Annotated in this window: 19 protein-coding genes, 1 tRNA gene and 3 pseudogenes; 8 read left to right on the plus strand and 15 right to left on the minus strand. The window is 66.2% G+C overall.

Going from position 1 to position 22072, the window contains the following annotated elements; all coding sequences use genetic code 11:
- Nucleotides 1-43 precede the first annotated feature (43 nt).
- The 4 genes from G6N13_RS07835 (at nucleotide 44) to G6N13_RS07850 (ending at nucleotide 2702) form a co-directional block, all read left to right on the plus strand.
- Nucleotides 44-361, plus strand: a complete 318-nt coding sequence (locus tag G6N13_RS07835; protein ID WP_235677964.1) for a phage major capsid protein — start codon at nucleotides 44-46, stop codon at nucleotides 359-361.
- A 3-nt stretch (nucleotides 362-364) separates the two neighbouring features.
- Nucleotides 365-712, plus strand: a complete 348-nt coding sequence (locus G6N13_RS07840) for an HNH endonuclease (protein ID WP_163695990.1) — start codon at nucleotides 365-367, stop codon at nucleotides 710-712.
- A gap of 22 nt (nucleotides 713-734) precedes the next feature.
- Entirely contained in the window at nucleotides 735-992 is a 258-nt protein-coding gene (locus tag G6N13_RS07845) for a hypothetical protein (protein ID WP_163695991.1), read from the plus strand.
- A gap of 714 nt (nucleotides 993-1706) precedes the next feature.
- Nucleotides 1707-2702: an Abi family protein gene (locus tag G6N13_RS07850; protein ID WP_163695993.1), complete on the plus strand. Its 996-nt coding sequence runs from the start codon at nucleotides 1707-1709 to the stop codon at nucleotides 2700-2702.
- Between the two features lie 450 nt (nucleotides 2703-3152).
- Here G6N13_RS07850 and G6N13_RS07855 read toward each other — a convergent pair.
- The 6 genes and pseudogenes from G6N13_RS07855 to cwsA form a co-directional block, all read right to left on the minus strand.
- Nucleotides 3153-3829 (minus strand): annotated as a pseudogene (locus G6N13_RS07855) (transposase); the annotation flags it as partial.
- A gap of 403 nt (nucleotides 3830-4232) precedes the next feature.
- Nucleotides 4233-5008 (minus strand): annotated as a pseudogene (locus G6N13_RS07860) (ExeA family protein).
- A 38-nt stretch (nucleotides 5009-5046) separates the two neighbouring features.
- Nucleotides 5047-6570: pseudogene (locus G6N13_RS07865) on the minus strand (DDE-type integrase/transposase/recombinase).
- Nucleotides 6567-7049, minus strand: coding sequence for a hypothetical protein (locus G6N13_RS25650; RefSeq protein ID WP_268949093.1), 483 nt, complete (start codon nucleotides 7047-7049; stop codon nucleotides 6567-6569). The pseudogene G6N13_RS07865 and the gene G6N13_RS25650 overlap by 4 nt, the downstream one beginning before the upstream one ends.
- Nucleotides 7050-7600: 551 nt before the next feature.
- The gene (locus tag G6N13_RS07875) at nucleotides 7601-7987 is read right to left on the minus strand and encodes a hypothetical protein (RefSeq protein ID WP_163695995.1); all 387 of its coding nucleotides are present in this window, start codon (nucleotides 7985-7987) and stop codon (nucleotides 7601-7603) included.
- Nucleotides 7988-8576: 589 nt separating this feature from the next.
- The gene (gene cwsA / locus G6N13_RS07880) at nucleotides 8577-8981 is read right to left on the minus strand and encodes a cell wall synthesis protein CwsA (protein ID WP_163695997.1); all 405 of its coding nucleotides are present in this window, start codon (nucleotides 8979-8981) and stop codon (nucleotides 8577-8579) included.
- 107 nt (nucleotides 8982-9088) lie between these two features.
- Between cwsA and G6N13_RS07885 the strand changes: the two genes are divergently transcribed.
- Nucleotides 9089-9616 (plus strand): peptidylprolyl isomerase, encoded by a 528-nt coding sequence (locus G6N13_RS07885; RefSeq protein ID WP_163695999.1) that lies wholly within the window; start codon nucleotides 9089-9091, stop codon nucleotides 9614-9616.
- 7 nt (nucleotides 9617-9623) lie between these two features.
- On the opposite strand, the gene G6N13_RS07890 is transcribed toward G6N13_RS07885, so the two are convergent.
- Nucleotides 9624-10040, minus strand: a complete 417-nt coding sequence (locus G6N13_RS07890; RefSeq protein ID WP_163696001.1) for a PH domain-containing protein — start codon at nucleotides 10038-10040, stop codon at nucleotides 9624-9626.
- A gap of 155 nt (nucleotides 10041-10195) precedes the next feature.
- A complete protein-coding gene (gene crgA, locus G6N13_RS07895) occupies nucleotides 10196-10477 on the minus strand; it encodes a cell division protein CrgA (RefSeq protein WP_163696003.1) in 282 nt (93 codons plus the stop codon).
- A gap of 49 nt (nucleotides 10478-10526) precedes the next feature.
- Here crgA and G6N13_RS07900 point away from each other — a divergent pair, with 49 nt between their 5' ends.
- Nucleotides 10527-11318 (plus strand): DUF881 domain-containing protein, encoded by a 792-nt coding sequence (locus tag G6N13_RS07900; protein ID WP_179965104.1) that lies wholly within the window; start codon nucleotides 10527-10529, stop codon nucleotides 11316-11318.
- Nucleotides 11319-11345: 27 nt separating this feature from the next.
- The gene (locus tag G6N13_RS07905) at nucleotides 11346-12047 is read left to right on the plus strand and encodes an aminodeoxychorismate/anthranilate synthase component II (protein WP_163696004.1); all 702 of its coding nucleotides are present in this window, start codon (nucleotides 11346-11348) and stop codon (nucleotides 12045-12047) included.
- Here G6N13_RS07905 and pknB read toward each other — a convergent pair.
- From pknB to G6N13_RS07940, 7 genes are all read right to left on the minus strand, one after another.
- The gene (gene pknB, locus G6N13_RS07910; RefSeq protein WP_163696007.1) at nucleotides 12031-13905 is read right to left on the minus strand and encodes a Stk1 family PASTA domain-containing Ser/Thr kinase; all 1875 of its coding nucleotides are present in this window, start codon (nucleotides 13903-13905) and stop codon (nucleotides 12031-12033) included. The genes G6N13_RS07905 and pknB overlap by 17 nt on opposite strands.
- A complete protein-coding gene (locus tag G6N13_RS07915) occupies nucleotides 13902-15182 on the minus strand; it encodes a protein kinase domain-containing protein (RefSeq protein ID WP_163696009.1) in 1281 nt (426 codons plus the stop codon). Before G6N13_RS07915 ends, pknB begins: the two co-directional genes overlap by 4 nt.
- Nucleotides 15183-15213: 31 nt before the next feature.
- Nucleotides 15214-16689, minus strand: coding sequence for a D,D-transpeptidase PbpA (gene pbpA / locus G6N13_RS07920; protein WP_163696012.1), 1476 nt, complete (start codon nucleotides 16687-16689; stop codon nucleotides 15214-15216).
- Nucleotides 16686-18089 carry a peptidoglycan glycosyltransferase RodA gene (locus tag G6N13_RS07925; RefSeq protein WP_163701863.1) on the minus strand — a complete coding sequence of 468 codons (1404 nt, stop codon included), beginning with the start codon at nucleotides 18087-18089 and terminating at the stop codon, nucleotides 16686-16688. Before G6N13_RS07925 ends, pbpA begins: the two co-directional genes overlap by 4 nt.
- Nucleotides 18086-19612: a PP2C family protein-serine/threonine phosphatase gene (locus G6N13_RS07930; protein ID WP_163696013.1), complete on the minus strand. Its 1527-nt coding sequence runs from the start codon at nucleotides 19610-19612 to the stop codon at nucleotides 18086-18088. Before G6N13_RS07930 ends, G6N13_RS07925 begins: the two co-directional genes overlap by 4 nt.
- Nucleotides 19609-20076 (minus strand): FHA domain-containing protein FhaB/FipA, encoded by a 468-nt coding sequence (locus G6N13_RS07935; protein WP_163696015.1) that lies wholly within the window; start codon nucleotides 20074-20076, stop codon nucleotides 19609-19611. The genes G6N13_RS07930 and G6N13_RS07935 overlap by 4 nt, the downstream gene beginning before the upstream one ends.
- Before the next feature lie 151 nt (nucleotides 20077-20227).
- Nucleotides 20228-21676 (minus strand): FhaA domain-containing protein, encoded by a 1449-nt coding sequence (locus tag G6N13_RS07940; protein WP_163696017.1) that lies wholly within the window; start codon nucleotides 21674-21676, stop codon nucleotides 20228-20230.
- A gap of 225 nt (nucleotides 21677-21901) precedes the next feature.
- Between G6N13_RS07940 and G6N13_RS07945 the strand changes: the two genes are divergently transcribed.
- Nucleotides 21902-21984: transfer RNA gene (locus G6N13_RS07945), tRNA-Leu, on the plus strand.
- Nucleotides 21985-22072: the final 88 nt, after the last annotated feature.

The following is a 22072-nucleotide window of genomic DNA, read 5'->3' on the forward strand; positions in this document are numbered from 1 at the left end:
CGTCGGTGCCCAACTGACTGGCTTCGGCGCCAACGCCAGTACAGTGCTGACGCTGTCCAAGCTCAAGCGCGAGACCGGATCCAACGAACCACTGCTGCAACCCGACCCGACACTGCCCACCCGCCGCCAGGTCCTCGGCGTGCCCCTGTGGTCACTGCCCGACACCGTCATCGACGACGGCCTGATCTGGGGCATCCCCAAGCCCCGCGTGTACGTGGTCACCCGCTCCGACGTCGAGGTCGCGATCGACCCGAGCTACTACTTCGGATCCGACAGCCTCGCGGTCCGCTCCACCATGCGCGTCGCCTTCGGCTTCCCCCACGAAGCCGCGATCGTCAAGATCATGTTCGGCGGCAGCTAGCACATGGGGCGAGCACGCAAGCAATGCGGAGTCGGCGGCTGCACCACCCTGGTCACGCCGCCGACCCGCAGGTGCCCCGAGCACAGCGGGTGGAAGACCAGCCCGCGTACGGCCAGCGCCGGCCGCACCGGCAACCGAGCATGGCGAGACAAACGCGCCGCCACTCTCCTCCGCGACGGCGCCCGCTGCCAACTCCACGGCCCGCGCTGCACCGTCTACGCCACCGAAGTCGACCACATCGTCCCGGTTCACCTCGGTGGCACCGACGACGACACCAACCTCACCTCGGCCTGCCACAACTGCCACGTCGACAAAACCGCACGGGAAGCACGAACAGCACGTGGAAACTGATGACGGACCTATCGTGAATGGCATGCTCGCCAGACAGCCAACAGAGGCCGAAGCGCGCGAGGTCTTCGAAGACCTCCTCGCCAGCTACGCGGCCGGCGACAACCCCGGCATCATCTCCTGCTACGGCATCGACACCGAGGAGATCATCGCCGCGCTCTACCGAGTCGGCGAGGCCGCCCCAAACCCACCCGTCGAACTCCTCGACGCCGCGCGGGCCGCGTTCAACAACCGGCACGCAGTCGCCAGCCGCCGGCAGCACGAGATTCTGCACCAGGCATAGCACCAGATCTGACCTGCAGAGATCGACAAGAGGCACCCGGGGAGACCCCGTACCCCTGCCGCCAAAGGACATCGGCCGAAGCTGCAGATTCTGCTGTGTACGGTTCCCCACGTTTCGGGCGGCGGGGGTCCTGGCTGGGCGTGTGGGTGCCGATTCCGGGGCTCTGAGGGTGTTCTGGTGGCGCGTTCGGGTTGTAGGGCGATGTGGCGCCCCCCTCGCTGTGAGGCATATTTGCTCAGGTCAGGCACGGTAATTCGTTACACAATGCTGGCTTGGGGCGTGCGACTCATACAACGAACCCTAGCCAACACGCAAATAGTGTGATAAAGATCACATAACCTCGCGGGGGCGACACGCTGTAGTCGTGTCTACACCCCTGTGTACAGACACTTCAAAAAGCACGCTAGATGACACGGGTAGCCATGATCTAGCGTCCCGAAGGTGATTTCCTTCGGCGGCCGAACCGGGACGGTATAACCGCGCTGAGAGGTATATAAGCGCAGCTCAAGGGTGTCAAGGGGTAGTTGACAGCCCGTCGTACTGTCGCCTAACTTGGCGGTATCAACACCGGCCCCTCTGCATCTCGCCGACGTTAAGTCATGGGATGTACGGGTCGGTTTTCATCTGTGCATGACTTGTGCACAGTTTGTGGATAAATCATTTCTTACGGACCACGCTGTGGTTTGGCGGTGGATTCCTGTAGAAGTTTATGTCGTGGTCACGTACGACAAACCTCATCTGACTTACGAGCAGCAGCTAGCGCGGCTCGTTGAACGGGGTATGCCTTATCGGGACCATGCCGCGGCACTTTCGAGCTTGAAGAGAACTGGTTACTACCGGCTTTCGGCATACACGTACTCATTCCGGAAGCGCGATGCCGATGGGGTTGTCGAAAGCCAATTCGTCGACGGCTCTTCGCTCGAGGCCGCAGTGGATTTGCATGACTTCGACGTAAAACTGCGCGCGACTCTACTTGCTGGCCTTGAAGCGTTCGAAGTAGCGCTGAGGGTGCAAATCGCCTACACGCTGGGCCGGCGGGACAAGTATGGGCACCTAGATCCCGAGAACGCGCTAGACGGCGGTTTCTGCGGGCACCCCGCGGATAGCTCAGATCCTGGAGGACGGACTCGCTACGACATTTGGCTGACGAAGTACGACAAACGTTGTAAGGACGCCGAGCGGGAGGACTTCGTCAAACACTTCAAGGAGAAGTATGACGGCCGCTTACCCATATGGGCAGCGACTGAAGTGATGGATCTGGGCCTGATCGCGCGCCTATACGGGTTCTTGCTCCGAGACGACCGCGTCAAGATTTCCCGCAATTTCGGCCCCCGGCGTGAGCCAGACTTCCGGGCCTGGACGAAATCCTTGAATCTGTTGCGGAACCACTGCGCGCACGGTGACAGAATTTGGAATCGCAGCTTCACTTACACGCTGCCTGAATTTGCGACGGGTGCCATTGACTCGCGTCTAGACCACCTCGCTTCAAGTCCGGACCTCATGCGGCGAAAGTTGTACTCGCTCGCTGCGGTGCTTGCGAGCGTGTTGACCACGGTCGATCCGTACAGTAACTGGCCGCGTTCGTTCGCCACGCAAGCGAAGAAGTTGCCAGGTGTTCCGCAGGTGGTGACCCACCAGATGATGGGCTTCCCTAGCGACTGGCAAGAGCTCGAGCTATGGAAGTACCAGCCCGTGGCTAGAGGTCGATGAGTCGAGACCGGGCCACCGTATGACCACAATCTGACCACAGTTACAGATAACTACTGTTAACTACAGTTGTGTGTTTCAGCACGTCAGACACGACGAAAGCGCCTGAACTGCAAGGCGATTCGCCTTTGCAAGGCAGATGTCAGGAGTTCGAATCTCCTAGGCTCCACAACAATTCGCGCAGGTCAGGCCGTGCTGGCGATCTCGCGGTTTCTCGCCTCGGACGCGCTAGCTGCGAGCTCGCGCTACACCTACCACCGCCATCTGCGCGGCTTCTACCGATGGTCGCTTGACAACGGAATCGGCGCCGACGCACTGGCTGTTGACCGTCTCTGGGGATGACCTGTGGCCAGCGGATCGAGAACGACTCTTGGGTGCGGACCAGGCGGCCTCCGCGGAGTGGACCCACGGTTGGAAGCGTGGAGAGCACGACAACCTGCGCGCCAGATTTCAACTCTTGCCGAGGTCGAGGTAGCCGTCGGTGAGCGCGACGAGCTCCTTGCGGCCATCGGACCGCACGCCGATCATCACCAACAAGCACAGCTTCTCCTGCTCGAGGCGGACCTTGAGGTGGATCCCGTCGACCCACAGGTAGACGTAGTCGGTGTTCGAGAGGTCACGGTCTTGGAAGGTCTTGGCCTCGTCTTGCCACTGGGAAGTCAGCCGAGTGATCGTCGTGGCCGACAAACCCGCACCCGAGCCCAGGAACTGCTCCAACGCCGGACCGAAGTCGCTGGTCGACAAGCCATGCAAGTACAGCAGCGGGAGTACCTCGGTCATCTGCGGCGACTTGCGTGACCAGGCGGGCAGGATCGCCGAGGCGAACCGTTGTCGCTCTGCGGTATCGGCGTCGACGCGCTTGTCGTTGACCCGCGGCGCGCCGTCACCGTGACCGCGCCCGCCGCGGTCAGCACGTCACGCTCGCGGTGGTAGCCGTTGCAGACCACCAGACGCCGGCCGTGCTCGTCGACCTCACCGGCATGGGCATCGATGTAGGCGGCCACTTCGGCGGCCAACGCCGTCGCGAGCATCTGCCGCGCGCCGTCGCGGACAATCTCATCGAGCAACGACCGACCGACACCGGCGCTCTTCTCGTTGGAGCATTCCGTGTCGTGAACTACCGTGAGCATGGGCGTACCTTCCCAACCAGCGCGTCAACGCCGGTCTTGATCAGAGAACCTTGGACTTCAGATCATCCTCGGGAAGTGCGCCCACTTTCACGCCCCTCGCCAAGGCTCATCCACAGGTTCTGATCATTGCTCGGTGGAAATCGAGATCGCCCAGTAGTGACCAGGGGCTTGCTCACCGTACGGCCGTAGCCAGCCTCCGCGCGTCCTGCCAGCACCACCTCCGCAACCGACGGGTGCCGAAGCCAGCGTGACCGGTGTTGACCGTCGCTGTGGATGCAGTTGATGGCGTCATCGTGGATGCCGATGGTGTTGATGTAGCGAAGGCCCTGTCCGCGTAGCGGGCAGGGCCTTCGTCTGCATGGTGACGGCGTCCTCGGTGCGGTGACGTCGCATGGTCGGTGATTCAGTCGTGGCCTGTTTCAGTGACCGCGATCCGGGCGGCTTTCTCATCGACGATCGCGGCTTTCGCGGCGAACGCCGCGGTCAGTGCGTGCACGGCGAGGTTGTTGACCGCCCGGGGGTAGCCCCGGGCGGCGTTGTGGATCAGGGTGATCGCGTCGTCGGAGAACAGGGTGTCGGTGCGGCCGGCGATCGTGGCGTGGTGGCCGATGTAGTCGGCGGTATCGGCGGGGGCCATGCCGGCGATCGCGTAGCGCATCGCGATGCGCTGATCGAGTGCGGCCAGCACGCCCAGACGCAGGCGATGCCGCAGGGTGGGTTGCCCGACGAGCAGGGCGGCGAAGGGTGACCCGGAGTCCATGTCGTGGTTGGTGAGCATGCGGATCGCTTCCATTTGGGTGTTGTCGAGCAGGTGGGCTTCGTCGATGACCACGACGGGGGTTCGGCCGCGTTCGGCGTGTTCAGCGGCCAGGGCCTCGGCGGCCTGGGGGGGCCAGGGTGGCGGTGTAGAAACTGGGCACCCGCCCCAACGCGGTGACGATGTGGTGCAGCATGCCGCGGACCCCGACCGAGGGGTTGGGCAGGTAGATGATGACGTGGCGGGCCGGATCGAGCGCGGCGGTCGCGGCCCGGATCGCGACGGTCTTACCGGCACCGACCTCCCCGGTGATGACCCCGATCGCATGCTGGTCCACACACCAGGAGATCCGGGCGACGGCTTCGCTGTGGCCGGGGTGGCGGTGCAGCATCCCGGGGGGCCAGAGCGCGGCCGAAGGGCATCCGGGTGAAGCCGTAATACTGTTGCAGCCGTTCGATACTCACGCCGACACCCCATCCTGGTCGTCAAGGCTGGCGATGTCGTCGATGCTGAGTTGTCCGGGGATCTGGCCGTCGGTACGCGCGGTGGTGGGGTGGCGAACAGGGCGTTGTATCCGATGCGGTGATCGGCGCGGATCTGCTCGTGGTGGGTCTGGGCGGTCAGCGCCAGGTAGTCGATCCCGGTCGCCGCCGGGGCTGGTTCGGGTGTTTCGGGTCGGGCTTTGGGGTGGGTATGGCGGGTGATGATGTGCGGCACGGCCCGGCCGTAGCGGACCTCGCGGTAGCGGACTTCGATGGTTTCCAGGTCGAAGGGTGAGAACACCAACTCCACCCGCCGCCCGATCAGGGCCGTATCGACTTGAAAGGTGTTGCCGTGCAACGACACCGTGGCCGTTTTGGTGACGGTGCGGTGCTCCGACCACAGGAACGCCTCGGTCAGATCCGCGGATGTCGGTACCGCCGGGCCGCGGCCGAGCCGGGTCCAGCCTTGCTCCCAGCGGTCCAGCGGGGCGTGGCCGGTCTCGGTGTGGGTGCGGCGGTGGTACTCGGTTTCGACCCACGCGGTGAACAGCCGGTTCAGTTCCAGCAGCGCGGTGCGGTGATCAACCCCGGTAGCGGCGAGCTGTTCGGCGGTGGTATCGACGATCTCGACCAGGAACTGCTCACGCACGGTGCGGAAGAACCGTTCGATCTTGCCTCTGCCCTGGGGGCGGTGCGGGTGGAATGGACCAGGCGCACGCCGAGTTTCGCGCACGCCCGCAGCAGCCAGGCATCGACGAAGGCCGACCCGTTATCGACATAGACGCTGGCCGGGACCCGCGGGCGGCCAGTGCGGGTTGCAGCGCGGCACCCAACCGGACGGCGTCCTCGGCGAAGCCGAAACGGTAGCCGCAGACCAGCCGGGAATGATCATCGAGGAAGGCGAACAGATAGGTTTTCCTCCCGCCGATCCGCGGGCCGTGCAGGGCGTCCCCGGTCCACCGGTCGTTGGGGTTGGCGGCTTCGAACCGGCCGAACACCACCGGGGCATCCCCGGCGGCCGGGCCGATCAGCTCCAGGCGGTGGAACAGCCGCAGCAGGGTCGATTCCGAGGGCGGCGCCCACCCGGTCGCGGTGCGCAGGATCCTGCCCACCTGCGCGGCGGTCCGGGCCGGGTTCTCCCGCTTGAGGGCCGCGGCCATCTCCAACACTGCGGTATCGGTGCGCGGCACACACGTCCGGGGGCTGGGCACCAACTCGACGAACCCGCCGGCCCGATACCGGCGGATCCACCGATCCAGGGTGTCCCGGGAATACCGCACCGGGGTCCCGAACGGGTCGGTGTGCTCACCGGAGGCGATCTGGCGGACCAGCCGGCCCCGGGCCTTCGTCGACAGGCCCTGATCCAACGCCGGGCAGATCAACTGGTAGCGGAACAACCCCACCGCCTGGGCCCGCGCCCGGCGCTTCTCATCCTCACCCAACACCGCACTGACTCCTTCACCGCTGGCGATGCCGCCCAAACCCGTTGCCAGGGCAGTCATCCCCGCGACGATGGCCCATCGACCCCACCGCGCATCAGAGGGCAACTGGTGTTGCACCCACCCACCCCGACACCGGCGGCCACTCCGGCGCGAGCAGCCGGGCACCGCTGCACGCCACCGCCACTGAAACCGCCGTCACCGCGCCGACCAGCCGTCCCGGCCCGAACCGGGACACCATCGCCGCCCTCGCCGCGCCCACCGCAGCCAGAACATCCCCGACAGCTGTGCCGGTCGCCGGAGGTATCGACACCTCCACCCCCCGCGGTCACCGCGACCCCGATGAACCACTGGCGCACCGCCTCGACCCGCCGACCGATCACCCGCAACCAGCGCCGGACCGTGCACGCCGGGATACCCGCCGCCGCGGCGATCCGCCGATGCCCGACACCGGCCGCCCGGGCCTGCAACACCGCCCATACCAGCTCCGCGGCATACGCCCTGCGCAGCAACAACGACACCGGCAACAACACATGAGTCACCGCACACCCCCCGGCACCGCGACCGGCGAGGCCGGACCGGACCCTCCAGCCCGACCACCCGCCGCGACCGCCCGAAACCCCACCGGGCCAGCACCCCGTCCGGGCACGACGGACACGACAGCTCCCCAGCCGCCAACCGGGACTCGACGCGAACAAGATCGACCTCTACGGTCACCATCAGTGCCTCCGAGCACTACAGCGCGGCACCCCGCCAAGCCGGCCAAGACTTCAGCGGGGTGCCGCGCACCATCAGTTCCTCGACACACTGACGGTGCAGACCACCAAGATCAAACCCCGGTCACACCAACGACCACATCGGCACGCTCAACGACGAAGGCCCACCCCGTGGTCGTCGTTCCCAGCGACGGTCAACAACCGGTCGCCGCAAGGGCTGTCGGCGGCGTACTACAGATAATCTCGCTACGACAGGCGGGACACGGGGTGATGTGGTCCCGTCAAGGACGTCGACGTCAGGCTTCGGTCCCCTATAGATATCGAATCTCTTAGGCTCCACAACGATTCACGTGAAACATCATCTTCCACACGGTGCGTCAGTATCGCGCGCTGTGTCCCGTACCGCGCTTAGCGCTTGTAAATTTGGTTGGAGCCTTGGCGTGCGCTGCGGCCGTGGTGCTGCGCGCGGGATGGTGCTGTGCAGCCGACGTCTTTCGCGGAGTGGTCACCCGGCTCGCCTTGGTGGGGACCTGGGCAGCTGCGGGTACGGCCGAAGCCGTCAGCGCCGTCGTCGCCTTGATGATGAGATTCGACAACTGGAACAGCGGATCGCGGCCACACGAATTATTCGAATAGCAGGTCGCGGTGTTCTGGTAGAGGACTGCTCCGATGATCACCGGCAGCGCCGGAAGCAGAAGGATCCGTGCCACTGTCTTCACGAATTCGGTGACAAGGCCCACCACCGGACCGACTGAGCTTGTCATTGCGATGTCGAGCTGAACAGTGCGCACGGGCGGCGGTAGTGGATCCGGTGCGACAGATGCGAGCAGCCCTGCCCCGACGACGACGGCCCCGAGGAGCGCCGCCGGCTTTCGTGCCCGCGCTCGTGGCGAAGTGAGTCCGAACGTCATGACACTTGCGACGCAGTCACCAGCGAATTCTGTCCCCATCGCGCTCTCGTCCTGAACGATTCCGGCGTTTCGGACGATACGCCGTAGGGTCTCGCGGGCAAAGCGCAATGTACGTTTTAGAAATTTCTGCTGGGCATCCGAGAAGCGGGACCGCCATCACGCAGATTGCGAGCGTCGGCACTCATCGAGTGTCGGGCTGGGTGCGCACCGGAGCCTGTCGACGGGGATTGCCAGTCGTTGCGGCAGCGTCTTCTTGCAGCGGCGACATGTGAAGGTCTCCCTGCTGGTGAAGATCGCCTGTCCACAATTGCCAAGCCCGCACTTCACTGTCGCGCGAGTGAGACTCCCCCAAAAAACATGACGTCATGATGCGACGCAGCACCGATTTCTGTGAGCGGAACCGCTTTGGACGGCAATCGATAGTGGAGACGCACAACTGAACTCAGATCTTCGGCGCGACATCCACGCTCGGCGGCAGTGTCGACGGCTCGGGCGTCGCCGAGCGTCGTGTGATCGAGAACGCCACCGCGCCGCCGGCCACCACAGCCATCCCGAGGAGGCCGAAGATGAACAGCCGCCGCCGATGCTGTGCACGGCGGATCTCGGCCAGAACGTGGGGCAGTTCGGCTACCACGTGCTTGACCGCCTCGGCCTCCTTGGCCACCCCATCTCGCACCGCACGGGCCTCGCGGGCACGGCGCTTGATCGCGCTTGCGGCCGATTCCACTCCGTGCGCACTGACGCCGACCACACCGCGGGTGATATCCACCGGACCCGCGGCGGTGTAACGAAGTCCGCGGTTAAGGCGTTGGCGCGACGTGATTTTGGGTTCAATCGTGCGGCCCATGGGATCCTCCCGGCACTGGCAATGGGTAGTGGCACCAACACTGCCACAGCAGGGTCGAGGGTGGCCGCGAGATCGGCCACATGACGCTAGTGGCAGACTGAGCTCCCGTGACGAGCTCTATTGCGACCGCAACCGCGACCCTGCACACCAACCGCGGCGACATCAAGATCGCCCTGTTCGGTAACCACGCCCCCAAGACCGTCGCCAACTTCGTCGGTTTGGCCCAGGGCACCAAGGAGTACTCGACGCAGAACGCGTCGGGCAGCACCGCCGGACCGTTCTATGACGGCGCGGTCTTCCATCGCGTCATCGACGGTTTCATGATCCAGGGCGGCGATCCAACCGGCACCGGCCGTGGCGGCCCGGGCTACAAGTTCGCCGATGAATTCCACGGCGAGCTTCAATTCGACAAGCCCTACCTGCTCGCGATGGCAAACGCCGGTCCCGGCACCAACGGGTCCCAGTTCTTCATCACCGTCGGCAAGACCCCGCACCTGAATCGTCGGCACACCATCTTTGGTGAGGTCGTCGATCCCGAGTCGCAGAAGGTCGTCGACGCGATCGCCACCACGCCCACCGATCGCAATGATCGGCCGAATGACGCCGTGGTGATCGAGTCCATCACCATCTCCTAGCGTTGGATCACCGCCCTGCATAGCCGGCGTCGGTCAGCGCATCCAAAACGCTGAGCGGATCGGCCCCGAGATCCCATCGGCTGAGCACGATCAACCGGTCCGCCGTGGTTTCGATCTCCAACAGCCGCGTCTTGCGACCGATGCGGCGGAACTCGGTGATGCGGATCAGTGCGATGTCCGGACGACGCACCGTCTGCGCCCGGAACCAGCCGCGGTACACCAGCCCGTCCTCGGTGATAGCCAGCTTGGGTCTGGCTCGCCATGATCCACACGCGAACGCCAGCAGCCCTATCGCAGCGATCGCGGTGAGGATTCGGCCAGGGGGGTCTGTGACAACGGTCGCGCAGCCGATTGCCATCAAGATTCCCGCGACGCCAAGACCTGCGACGGCCCCGATCTTGGGGCCCCACTCAGTTTGCTGCATGGCGTCCTCGGGGGTGTCTACCGTGGGTGATGCAGTTATCCACAGGCGCTATCAACAATGGGGATGAATCACACGCGTGTGATTGGGTGACCAGAACGTTGCCAGCATCACAACCGCGAACGAACAGCTCGAATCCCCTACGGCATTCGCCCCGATCAACGCCACCGCATTGTCAGCAACAAACCAGTGATCATGAACCCGAACGCGATCGCATAGTTCCACGGACCCAGCTTGGCCATCCACTGCAGCGCGCTGGGCACATCCAGGCCGGAGGCCGCCAGCTGGAACACCAGCAGCCAGGCCAGCCCGAAGAGCATGAGGCTGATGAACAACACGACGAACCACACGCTCGACGGTCCGGCCTTGACCTTGACCGGAGTGCGGCTCACCGGGTTGATCGTGAAATCGTTCTTCTTGCGAACCTTGGACTTGGGCATGGGTACCTTCGGGCCGGGAACTTCTGCGACGATGATGCGCAGACCGACTATGAGATTAACGCAGCGGCACCGAGACCCGACCACTCCGGCACCAGCGACGACGGGCGCGACGCGCTCGCCGTGGAGATTCGGCGTCCCGGTGGTGTGCCTGTTGGCCGGGGTGCTGCTGGCCGCCACCCACAGCGTTTCCGGTGGCAGCGAGATCCGCCGCGCCGACTCACCGCGGCTGGTCGACCTGGTCCACGCAACCCAGAACTCCGTCGACCGGCTCAACGCTCAACGTGACGGGCTGGCCGCCCAAGTCGACTCCACCCACGGCGCTTCTGCCGGCACCGCGCTGGCGGCCATGCTGGCCCGCGCCGGCGAACTGGCCGGCGAGGCAGGCCTGGATCCGGTGCACGGCGCGGGACTGGTCGTCACGCTGTCCGACGCTCAGCGTGACGCCAACGGTCGCTTCCCCCGCGACGCCTCCCCCGACGACCTGGTGGTCCATCAGCAGGACATCCAGGCCGTGCTCAACGCCCTCTGGAGCGCCGGCGCCGAGGCGATCCAGATGCAGGACCAGCGGATCATCGGAACCTCCGCACCACGCTGCGTCGGCAACACCCTGCTGCTCAACGGGCGTACCTACAGTCCGCCGTACACCATCACCGCGATCGGCGACGCCAACGCGATGCGGGCGGCCCTGGCCGCCGCGCCCCTGGTGACCTTGTACAAGCAGTACGTCGTGCGATTCGGGTTGGGTTACCGCGAGCAGACCCAGACCGACATCACCGTCGCGGGGTACACCGGACCGGTGCGGATGCGCTACGCCCAGCCGGTCGGTCCGGTCGGTTACTGAGTGGATCGCCCCGAGTAATCTGACCTGGTGCAGGTCTTGGTCGTCGACAATTACGACAGCTTCGTGTTCAACCTGGTCCAGTATTTGGGCCAACTGGGTGTGGACGCGCAAGTCTGGCGGAACGATGACGTGCGGTTAGGCGGAGAGGCCGAGATCAACAAGGTCGCTGCCGACTTCGACGGGGTGCTGCTGAGCCCGGGCCCGGGTACACCGGAGCGGGCGGGTGCCTCGATCCCACTGGTTCGCGCGTGCGCCGCCGCCGCGACGCCGCTCCTGGGTGTGTGCCTGGGTCATCAGGCGATCGGCGTCGCGTTCGGCGGAACGGTCGACCGTGCGCCCGAGTTGCTGCATGGCAAGACCAGCACTGTGCATCACACCAATATCGGTGTACTGCAGGGACTTCCAGACCCCTTCACGGCGACTCGCTACCACTCGCTGACGATCCTTCCCGAGACCGTGCCGGCCGAGCTGGAGGTGACGGCCCGTACGGAGGGCGGCGTCATCATGGCGGTGCGCCACGTCGGGCTGCCCATCCACGGGGTGCAATTCCACCCCGAGTCGATCCTGACCGAGGGCGGCCACCGGATATTGGCCAACTGGCTGGGGTACTGCGGACAGGCGCCTGAGGAGACCCTGGTTCATCGCCTCGAACAAGAGGTCGCCGACACGGTGCGGCACGCCCTCGGTGGCGGCGGCGGGGAGCCCTCCCTAGCTACGACGCAAAGCTGAGGGTGATCGTCGCCCCGAAGTTCACCGCTGCGCCTGCCGGCGGGCTCTGAGTGACCACGCCGTTGCTGCGGACCCCGCTGTTCTGGACGTCGGGGCCTTTGATGAACGGCCCGGTCCAGCCCAGCGCACGCAGGTTGGGTTCGGCGTCGATCCAGAACTGATTTTTGAGGTCCGGCATCACGAACTGATTGCCCTTCGAGACCTTGATCTGGATCGGAGTGTCCTGAGGCACCGTCTGCCCGTTCGGGGGATCGGTTCCGACCACCTCTCCGGCTGGCTCGGTGCTATCCGTCGGCACCGGCACGGTGTTCAGAAAGCCGGACGCGGTGAGGATCTGCTTGGCCACGTCGACGGTCTGTCCGGAGACCACCGGAACCTCGGCGTTCTGCGGTCCGGTCCCGATGACGATCGTGATCTCGTTGGTGATCGCCGACAGCTGGTTGGCCGGCGGGACAGTCTGCAGCACCCGGTCCTTGTCCTCGGGCTTGGACGTCGAGTTGGTCTGCTTGAACTTGCTGAACCCAGTGTCTTTGAGTTTCTGTGTGCAATCGCTGGCCGACAGTGCGGTGCAGTCGGGCACTTCGACCTGTTTCGGACCGACCGACACGTTGATGGCGATGTCATCCCCGGCGCTGGCCATGGAGTTGGCGGGCGGATCGGTGTCGATCACCTTGTCCGGTGGCACGGTGTTATCGGTCTTCGGGTTGGTGTGGATCTTGAAACCCTTGTTCTGCAACGCCGCGATCGCATCGGCGGTGGCCTGGCCCCGCACGTCCGGAATCTGCAGATTGCGCGGGTTTCCGCTGACCATGTTGATGCCGATGGTGACGACGACGGTCAGGATGGCCAGTACCGCCACCGCGATCAGCCAGCGGCCGATCGAGCCGCCTGCGCGATCGTTCTCGACGAAGTTGCCCGTCCGGGGGATCTCGTCGGTGTCATCGCGGCGAGAGGGCGCCGCGGGCGCGTTGAGTAGCGACGTCCGCTCAGCGGCGCTGAACACCTTCGGCGCCTCGGGGGCTTCGCCGTTGTGCACCCGAACCAGATCCGTACGCATCTCGGCGGCGGTCTGATAGCGGTTATCCGGGTTCTTGGCCAGCGCCTTCAGCACCACGGCGTCCAGCTCCGCAGAGATGCCCGAATGCTTGGTGGACGGTGGCACCGGATCCTCACGGACATGCTGATAGGCCACCGCCACCGGCGAATCACCGACGAACGGCGGCTCTCCGGTCAGCATCTCGTAGAGCACGCAGCCCAGCGAGTAGACGTCGGAGCGAGCGTCGACCTTCTCGCCGCGGGCTTGTTCTGGGGATAGGTACTGGGCGGTGCCGATCACCGCTGCCGTCTGCGTGACGTTGTTGGCATCGGCCAGCGCACGGGCGATGCCGAAGTCCATCACCTTCACCGCGCCGGTCTTGGAGATCATGATGTTGGCCGGCTTGACGTCGCGGTGGATGATGCCGTGCTGGTGGCTGAAGTTCAGTGCCTGACAGGCGTCGGCGATGACCTCGATGGCCCGGCGGTACGGCATCGGCCCGTCGGTGTGGACGATATCGCGCAGGGTGACGCCGTCGACGTACTCCATGACGATGTAGGGCAACGGGCCGCTGCCGGTGTCGGCCTCACCGGTGTCGTAAACGGCCACGATCGCGGGGTGGTTCAGCGCGGCGGCGTTCTGCGCCTCCCGCCGGAACCGCAGGTAGAAGCTGGGGTCGCGGGCCAGGTCGGCGCGCAGCACCTTGACCGCGACGTCCCGGTGCAGGCGGGTGTCGCGGGCCATATGCACCTCGGACATGCCACCGAAGCCGAGGATCTCTCCCAGCTCGTAGCGGTCGGACAGGTGCTGTGGGGTGGTCATTGCGGTTTCTCGTCGTTTCGGTCGGGCGGGGCCAGCGCAGGAATAGCCATGCTGGCAGCCGTGAAACGGATCGTCCCGATCTCTCCTCCAGAATTACCGGTGAGCGGCCCGTCCGTCCAACCGGTGGGAGCCGAGCGGGGCGTCAGGGGCGGTTGCACGGTCTCGGTCTCGGTGCGCTGAACCGGCGTGCTGTCTTTGCGGTCGGCGAGGACGATCAGGATCGCGCTGATGATCGCCAGCGCGCCGAGTACGCCAGCGGCCCACAGCAGGGCCCGCTGACCCGAGGAGAACGTGCGCCGCGGTGGCGGCGGGCGGTGGCTACCAGTATTGGCGCGGGGGCGCATTCCGGTGGCGGGGGCGGCGGCCGGCATCCGAGGTGAGCTGCCGGGGATAGCCGCGGGCGTCGCCCGGATGGTCGGCGAAGAGTTGGGCCGCGGGGGGCGGCGGCCGGCGCGCACGGAGGCGACGGCATCGGCGAACTGCCCGCCATTGCGATAGCGCATGCCCGGGTTTTTCACCAGGGTGATCTCGATCAGCTCGCGCACATTGGGCGGCAGGTCGGCCGGCAGTGGCGCAGGCGTTTCCTTGATGTGCTTCATCGCAACCGTCAGGGCGCCGTCACCGACGAACGGCCGCTTGCCCGAAACCGCTTCGTAGCCAACAACTCCGAGTGCGTAAACGTCACTGGCGGCGGTGGCGTCGTGACCTAGTGCCTGCTCGGGCGCGATGTACTGGGCGGTGCCCATCACCATTCCGGTCTGGGTGACCGGGGCGGCGTCGACGGCTTTGGCGATACCGAAATCGGTGAGCTTCACCTGACCGGTCGGCGTGATGAGGATGTTGCCGGGCTTCACGTCGCGGTGCACGAGGCCGGCGGCGTGGGCTACCTGCAGGGCGCGGCCGGTCTGCTCGAGCATGTCCAGCGCGTGCCGCAGCGACAACCGGCCGGTGCGCTTGATCACCGAATTCAGCGGTTCACCGTTGATGAGTTCCATCACCAGGTAGGCGGTGCGGCCTTCACCGTCCATATCGGTTTCGCCGTAGTCGTGGACGGCGGCGATGCCGGGGTGGTTGAGCATCGCGACGGTGCGCGCCTCGGCGCGGAACCGCTCGATGAACTCGGGGTCGCAGGAGAACTCCGCCTTGAGCACCTTGACCGCGACCCGGCGTCCCAGCCGGCTGTCGACGGCCTCCCACACCTGGCCCATACCGCCGGTGGCGATCAACCTCTGCAGGCGATAGCGGCCCGACAGCGTCACTCCTACGCGGGGGGTCATTGCTCGCCTCGCTTCGCTCGCCTGGGGGCGGTCACGATGCCCCCTGCAGTGCAGCTGCGATCGTTGCCCGACCGACCGGGGCGGCCAGTGCACCGCCGGTAGCTGACAGCCGGTCGCCACCGTTTTCGATCAGCACCGACACCGCCACCTTGGGGCTTTGGGCCGGCGCGAACGCGATGTACCAGGCGTGCGGCGGGGTGTTGCGGGGGTCGGTGCCGTGCTCAGCGGTGCCCGTCTTCGATGCGATCTGCACGCCGGGAATCGCCCCTTTCTGCTGGGTCATCTGCTCGGCGCCGACCATCAAATCCGTCATTTTAGCCGCGACCTGCTGCGAAACGGCGCGCCGCTGTTCCTGAGGGGCCGCGGTGGTGATGTTGGACAAGTCCGGTCCCTTAAGGCTGTCCACCAGGTACGGCTGCATCATCACACCGGAATTGGCGATCGCCGCCGCCACCAACGCGTTCTGCAAGGGTGTCACCGCCACGTCTTTCTGGCCCATGCTCGACATTCCCACCGCGGCGGCGTCGGACATCGGGCCCATCGTCGACTCCGCCACGTCCAAGGGGATCGGCGCTGGTGGGCTGTCGTACCCGAACGCCTGCGCCGCACTGCGCAGGGCGTCGGCGCCCACCCGGATACCGAGTTCCACGAAAGCTGTATTGCAGGACCGGGCGAACGCTTCACGCAGCGACGCCGTCGGGCCACTGCCACACGGGGAGCCGCCGTAGTTCTCCAAGGTGGCGGTGCTGTTCGGCAGTTGGATCTGCGGGGCGCTGGTGAGCTGATCGGTATCGGTGACCCCGGCCTGCAGCGCGGCCGCGGTGGTGATCACCTTGAAGGTGGACCCCGGCGGGAACGTCTCAGCGATGGCGCGGTTGGTCAGCGGCGAGGCCGGGTCGTCGCGCAGCTGCTGCCACGCGGTGCCCTGCTGCTCGGTGTCGTGGGTGGCCAGCAGGTTGGGGTCGTACCCCGGCGAGGACACCATCGCCAGCACCTTGCCGGTGGACGGCTCGATGGCCACCACCGCGCCGCGGCACCCGCCGGTGCAGCCCTGCTGCATGGCCTCCCAGGCGGCCTGCTGGATCCGCGGCACGATCGTGGTGTCGACGTTGCCGCCGCGCGGGTCCCGGCCGGTGAAGAAGTCGGCCAGCCGCCGCCCGAACAGTCGCTGATCCGAACCATTGAGGACACTGTCTTCGGCGCGCTCGAGCCCAGTGCTGGAGTAACGCAACGAGTAGAAGCCGGTAATCGGTGCGTACACATAGGGATTCGGATACACCCGCAGGAATCGGTAGTGGCCGTTGGTGGACACCGAATACGCCAGCAGCTGCCCGCCCGCGGTGATCTGGCCGCGCTGCCGGGAGTACTCATCGAGCAGCACCCGCTGATTGCGTGGATCGGCGCGTAAGCCGTCGGCCTTGAAGACCTGCGTGATCGTGGCGTTGAGCAGCAGCAGCACGATCAACGCCATGATCATCACCGATATCCGGCGCAGTGAAGTGTTCATACCCGCTCGATCACCTCGGTACTGGAGGCCGCGATCGACGCGTGCGGGTTCGTGATGATCGGGCGACGCGCGGCGTGCGAGATCTTGACCAGGATCGCCAGCAGCAGATAGTTCGCCACCAGCGACGAGCCGCCGTAGGACATCCATGGGGTGGTCAGGCCGGTCAGCGGGATCAGGCCGGTGACCCCGCCGACGACGATAAACAGCTGGATCGCCAGCGTCGAGGCCAGCCCGGCAGCCAGCAGCTTGCCGAAGCTGTCCCGTACGGCGATCGCGGTGCGCAGCCCGCGCACGATCACGATCGTGTAGAGCATCAGAACGCCGGCCAGGCCGACCAGGCCCAGTTCCTCACCGACCGCGGAGATGATGAAGTCGGTCGAGGCGGCCGGGACGGTGCCCGGCTGGCCGTTGCCCAGCCCGGTGCCGAAGATGCCGCCGGTGGCGAAACTGAACTGCGACTGCACCATCTGGTAGCCGGCGCCTTCGGGATCGCCGAATGGATCCAGCCACGTCTGCACCCGGACGCGCACATGGCCGAAGAGGTAGTAGGCGACCACGCTGCCCGCGGCGAACAGGGTCAGGCCGATCACCACCCAGCTGAACCGTTCGGTGGCGACATACACCATCACCAGGAACGAGGCGTACAGCAGCAGGGAGGTGCCCAGATCCTTCTCGAACACCATGACACCGACGGAGACGACCCACGCCGCCAGCAGCGGGGCGAGATCACGCGGGCGCGGTACGTCGGTGCCCAGGAAGTGCTTGCCGGCGCTGGTGAACACATCACGCTTGGCGACAAGCACAGCGGCGAAGAAGATCAGCAGCAGGATCTTGGAGAACTCGGCAGGCTGAATGCTGAAGCCCGGGAAGCGAATCCAGATCTTGGCGCCGTTGGTCTCGGAGAAGCGAGCGGGCAGCAGGGCCGGAATCGCCAGCAGCACGAGGCCGACCAGTCCGAAGGTGTAGCCGTAGCGGGCCAGGATCCGGTGATCCTTGAGGAAGACCACCAGCAGTGAGAAGCCCACGACCCCGACCAGGGTCCACAACATCTGCTGCTCTTCGCTGGGACCGCGCTCCGATGTCAGCGCGCCACCGATCAGGTCAAGGCGGTGAATCAGCACCAGGCCAATGCCGTTGAGCAATGCGACGACGGGCAGCAACACGGGGTCTGCGTAGGGGGCGAAGCGCCGGATGGCTAGGTGCGCGCAGACGAAGAGGGTGAGGAAGGCGAGTGTGGAACTGGCCAGATCCCAACTGATGCCCTGCTCCTGGTTGGCCTCCACGATCAGCAGTGCCACGACGGTGATCAGTGTGGCGAAGCACAGCAGCGCCAGTTCGGCATTGCGCCGAGTCGGTGTTATCGGTGCCAGCGTGACGGGTGCCTGCGGTTGGGTGCTCATGCCGCCGCCCGGCAGTCGGTGCCCGGTTTCTGTGGCGCGGCGGGCAGTTGCGTGACGGTCGGCGGCGGTGGCGTCAGGGTCGCGCTCAAAGTCGGCGGCGGGGAGGTTGGTGGCGGTGCGGACGTCGGCACGGGCTCGGATTTCGACGCGGGAGGGGCCGGCATCGGCGACGGCCCCGGCGCGGGGGATGCGCTCGGAGCCGGAGTCGGGGCGGGCGTCGGTGCCGCAGTAGTGGTCGGGGTACTGCTCGGCGGCGGCGCGCACGGCGGGAGCAGCGAGCTGTGCGCCAGCTCCCGCAGTTGTCCGATCGCATCGTCGAGACTGCCGGCGGGCAGCCCGGCCGTCACCTGCGCACGCTCGGACGGGCGCAGGTCCTGCAGCCGCATCAGCTGGCAGCCCCGTGATCCGGTGTGTTGGCCGTAGCTGATCTGGGACAGCTCGTTGCGGTCGTTGAGGCAGCCCAACAGATAGGGCTCCTGCAGCGGGAAGGTCAGGATCGAACCCTCGACACCGCGCATGATCGCCACCGTGCCGTCGTGGGCGCTCACGTAATAGTTACTGCGGATGATCTGGCGGCCCACCGCAAGTCCGGCGAGCGCCAGCAGCAGGATTACCGCGACGGCGATGATCACCCGGCGGCGTGAGCGCGGCTTGGGCGGAGGTTCGGGTTCGGCGACCACCCTTTTGGCGGCGGGCGGCCGGGCGGTGATCGCTGAGGCACGACCGGCGGCGGTGTTCGGCGGCGCGACGTGGTCGTCGTTACCGGAGACCGCCCCGGCCAGGATCGGCTGTGTCTGGCCGCCGTAGTCGTGGTCGACGACGTCGGCCACCACCACGGTCACGTTGTCCGGGCCACCGCCGCGCAGCGCCAGCTCGATCAGCCGGTCGGCGCTTTCGGCGACGTCGGGGATCTGCAGGGCCTCCAGGATGGTCTCCTGGCTGACCGGGTCGGACAGACCGTCGGAGCACAGCAGATAGCGGTCGCCTTCCTTGGCTTCCCGCATGATCAGCGTGGGCTCCACCTCGTGGCCGGTGAGCGCCCGCATGATCAGCGAACGTTGCGGGTGGCTGTGTGCCTCTTCGGCGGTGATCCGGCCCTCGTCGACGAGGGTCTGCACAAATGTGTCGTCCTTGGTGATCTGCGCCAGCTCGCCGTCGCGCAGCAGATATCCGCGCGAGTCACCGATGTGGACGAGCCCAAGTCTGTTGCCCGCGAACAGGATTGCGGTCAGGGTGGTGCCCATGCCCTCGAGCTCGGGCTCCAGCTCGACATGCGCGGCGATGGCCGAATTGCCTTCGTGTACGGCGTCGTCGAGCTTGCTCAGCAGATCGCCGCCGGGCTCGTCATCGTCGAGGTGGGCCAGCGCAGCGATCACTAGCTGCGAGGCCACCTCGCCGGCTGCGTGCCCGCCCATCCCGTCGGCCAGTGCCAGTAGCCGGGCACCGGCATACACGGAGTCTTCGTTGTTGGCGCGCACCAGGCCGCGATCACTGCGGGCGGCATAGCGCAGGACAAGGGTCACGGGCGCAACTCGATCACCGTCTTGCCGATATGAATCGGCGTGCCAATCGGAACGCGTACTGCCGTCGTCACCTTCGCCCTGTCGAGGTATGTGCCGTTGGTCGATCCTAGGTCTTCCACGTACCAGTCGGAACCACGCTGCGAGAGCCGGGCGTGCCGGGTGGAGGAGTAATCATCGGTGAGCACCAATGTGGAGTCATCCGCGCGGCCGATCAGTACCGGCTGGCTGCCCAGGGAGATCCGGGTCCCGGCCAGCGCCCCGTCGGTCACCACCAGGTAGCGGGCGGTGCCGCGCTGCTGGCGCGACGGCAACAAGGCGCCGCGTAGCGCCAGGCCCCGGCGCACCATCACCGCCCCGGTGGGGGCATAGATGTCGCTACGCAGAATGCGCAGCACAGACCAGATGAACAACCACAGCAGCAGCAGGAAGCCGGCGCGCGTCAGCTGCAGTACCAGTCCCTGCATCCGGCGTCCTCTCCGTCCTCGTGCCCTGCTTGCCGTTCCCGCGATACCAGCAGGCCCCGGGCCGACTTCGGCACCGTCACGATACTTGGGACGCCGGGCGGGTGCGCGGGTGAAGCCACTCCCGCATCAACCAAGCGGCGGCCCGCCTACCTCAGTGGACGCGGACGATTATCTCGGAATGACCGAGCCGGATGACGTCGCCGTCGGCCAGCTGCCACTCCTGCACCGGTGCGTTGTTCACCGTGGTTCCGTTGGTGGAATTCAGGTCGGACAATAGCGCGACCTGGCCGTCCCACCGGATCTCCAGATGCCGCCGGGATACCCCGGTGTCGGGTAACCGGAACTGGGCGTCCTGGCCACGGCCGATGACGTTGGCCCCTTCGCGCAGCTGATAGGTGCGCCCACTGCCGTCGTCGAGCTGCAGGGTGACGGCATGTCCGGTGGAGGGGTACTCGCCCGGCGCGGACGGCTGCGCGTAGCCGCCGTAGCCGCCACCTTGCTGGCCGTAGTCGTAATCACGGCCTGCAGGCTCGGCGTAGCCGCCCTGTTCGTAACCGCGGCCATACTCGGGCTGGCCGTAGTCCTGACGGCCGTAACCGCCGACAGGCTGGGCGTAGCCGCCCTGCTCGTAGCCACCCTGATCCGGGTAGGCGGGGCGGGACTCGGGCCGGCCGTAACCGGCATCCTCGTGCCGACCTGGCGCACGGCCGTAGTCGTAGTCACTGGCCGGCGGTGCCTGGGGTGGGTAACCGCCACCCTGCGGAGGGCCGTAGGACGGAGCGCCGTAGCCGGGGGGCGGGCCCTGGCGGTAGCCCTGATCGCCGGGGTAGCCGCCCTGGCCACTGGCAGGTTGGCCGTATCCCCCGCCAGCGGGGGGACGCTGCTCGTAGCCCTGGCCGCCTGGGTAGCGGCCCTGCTCGGGGTGGCCGCCCTGCTCGGGGTAGCCGCCACCTGGACGCTGGCCGTAGCTCTGCTCGCTCGGGGGTGCGTAGCCGCCTTGCTCGGGCGGATACGGGCCGCGCTGTTCGGGGGCGGCGGGCCGCGGTTCTTCCGGGCGCGGGTAGCGCTCGTCGTAGTAGTCGTCGCCGGGCCGCCCCTGACCCTGGTCGCCGCGGTAGGTGGGGTTGTCGGTCATCGCTGGTACTCCTGGTTCTGCGGTGTACGCCTGGTTCGATTCTGGTGGGGCGGTGCTGGCTAAGGATGGGTGGGGGTCGACGTCCGGATTCACGACGCCGCGCGCACGGTATTGACCGGTGTGCAGACTCGGCGAGTGCTCGAACCTGACAACCACATCACCATACGTTTGCCACCCCTGATCTCGGATGTATCCGCTCAAGTGTCTGGCAAAAGAGACCGTGGTGAGATCGCGATCGGCGCTGACCTTCGCAAAGTCAGATGCGCTGAGAGTAATGACGTATTCATTGGGGGCCAAAAATCGTTTGCCCGACAGTGTCTGTATGCCAGCGGAGGCTTCCCGCCGCAGGGCCGCTTCTACCTCAGCCGGCGCGATTGATCCGCCGAATACCCGGGCGAAGGCATCGCCCACAGTGTTCTCGAGTCTGCGCTCGATGCGTTGAACCAGGCCTTTCTGGTTACTCATCTCACCGCCTACCTCGAGTTCGCCGCGTGTCATGGCCGCCTATGCCGTCCCCTGATGGTATCGGCCCAGGTCGACGCCACGTCACCATGAGAATTCTGAGAATCTCGTTACAGCAGGTCAGCGGCTCGACCGTGGGGGTGTGACGGCGGTCGCTAGGCTGGTCGGAGCCGCGGGCGCGAGTTGAAACTCACCCCCTGCAGCGTGATACGCTCCTCCGGTTGTTTTGGGCGAGTGGCGGAATGGCAGACGCGCTGGCTTCAGGTGCCAGTGTCCTTCGGGACGTGGGGGTTCAAGTCCCCCTTCGCCCACAATGAGGAGTTCTACGGACTCCGGGCACAAAGGTCACGAACCAGAAATGGGTCGTGACCTTTGTGTTTGGTGGGCGTTTCTTCGTGA

Source organism: Mycolicibacterium sarraceniae, assembly GCF_010731875.1.
GTDB lineage: Bacteria > Actinomycetota > Actinomycetes > Mycobacteriales > Mycobacteriaceae > Mycobacterium > Mycobacterium sarraceniae.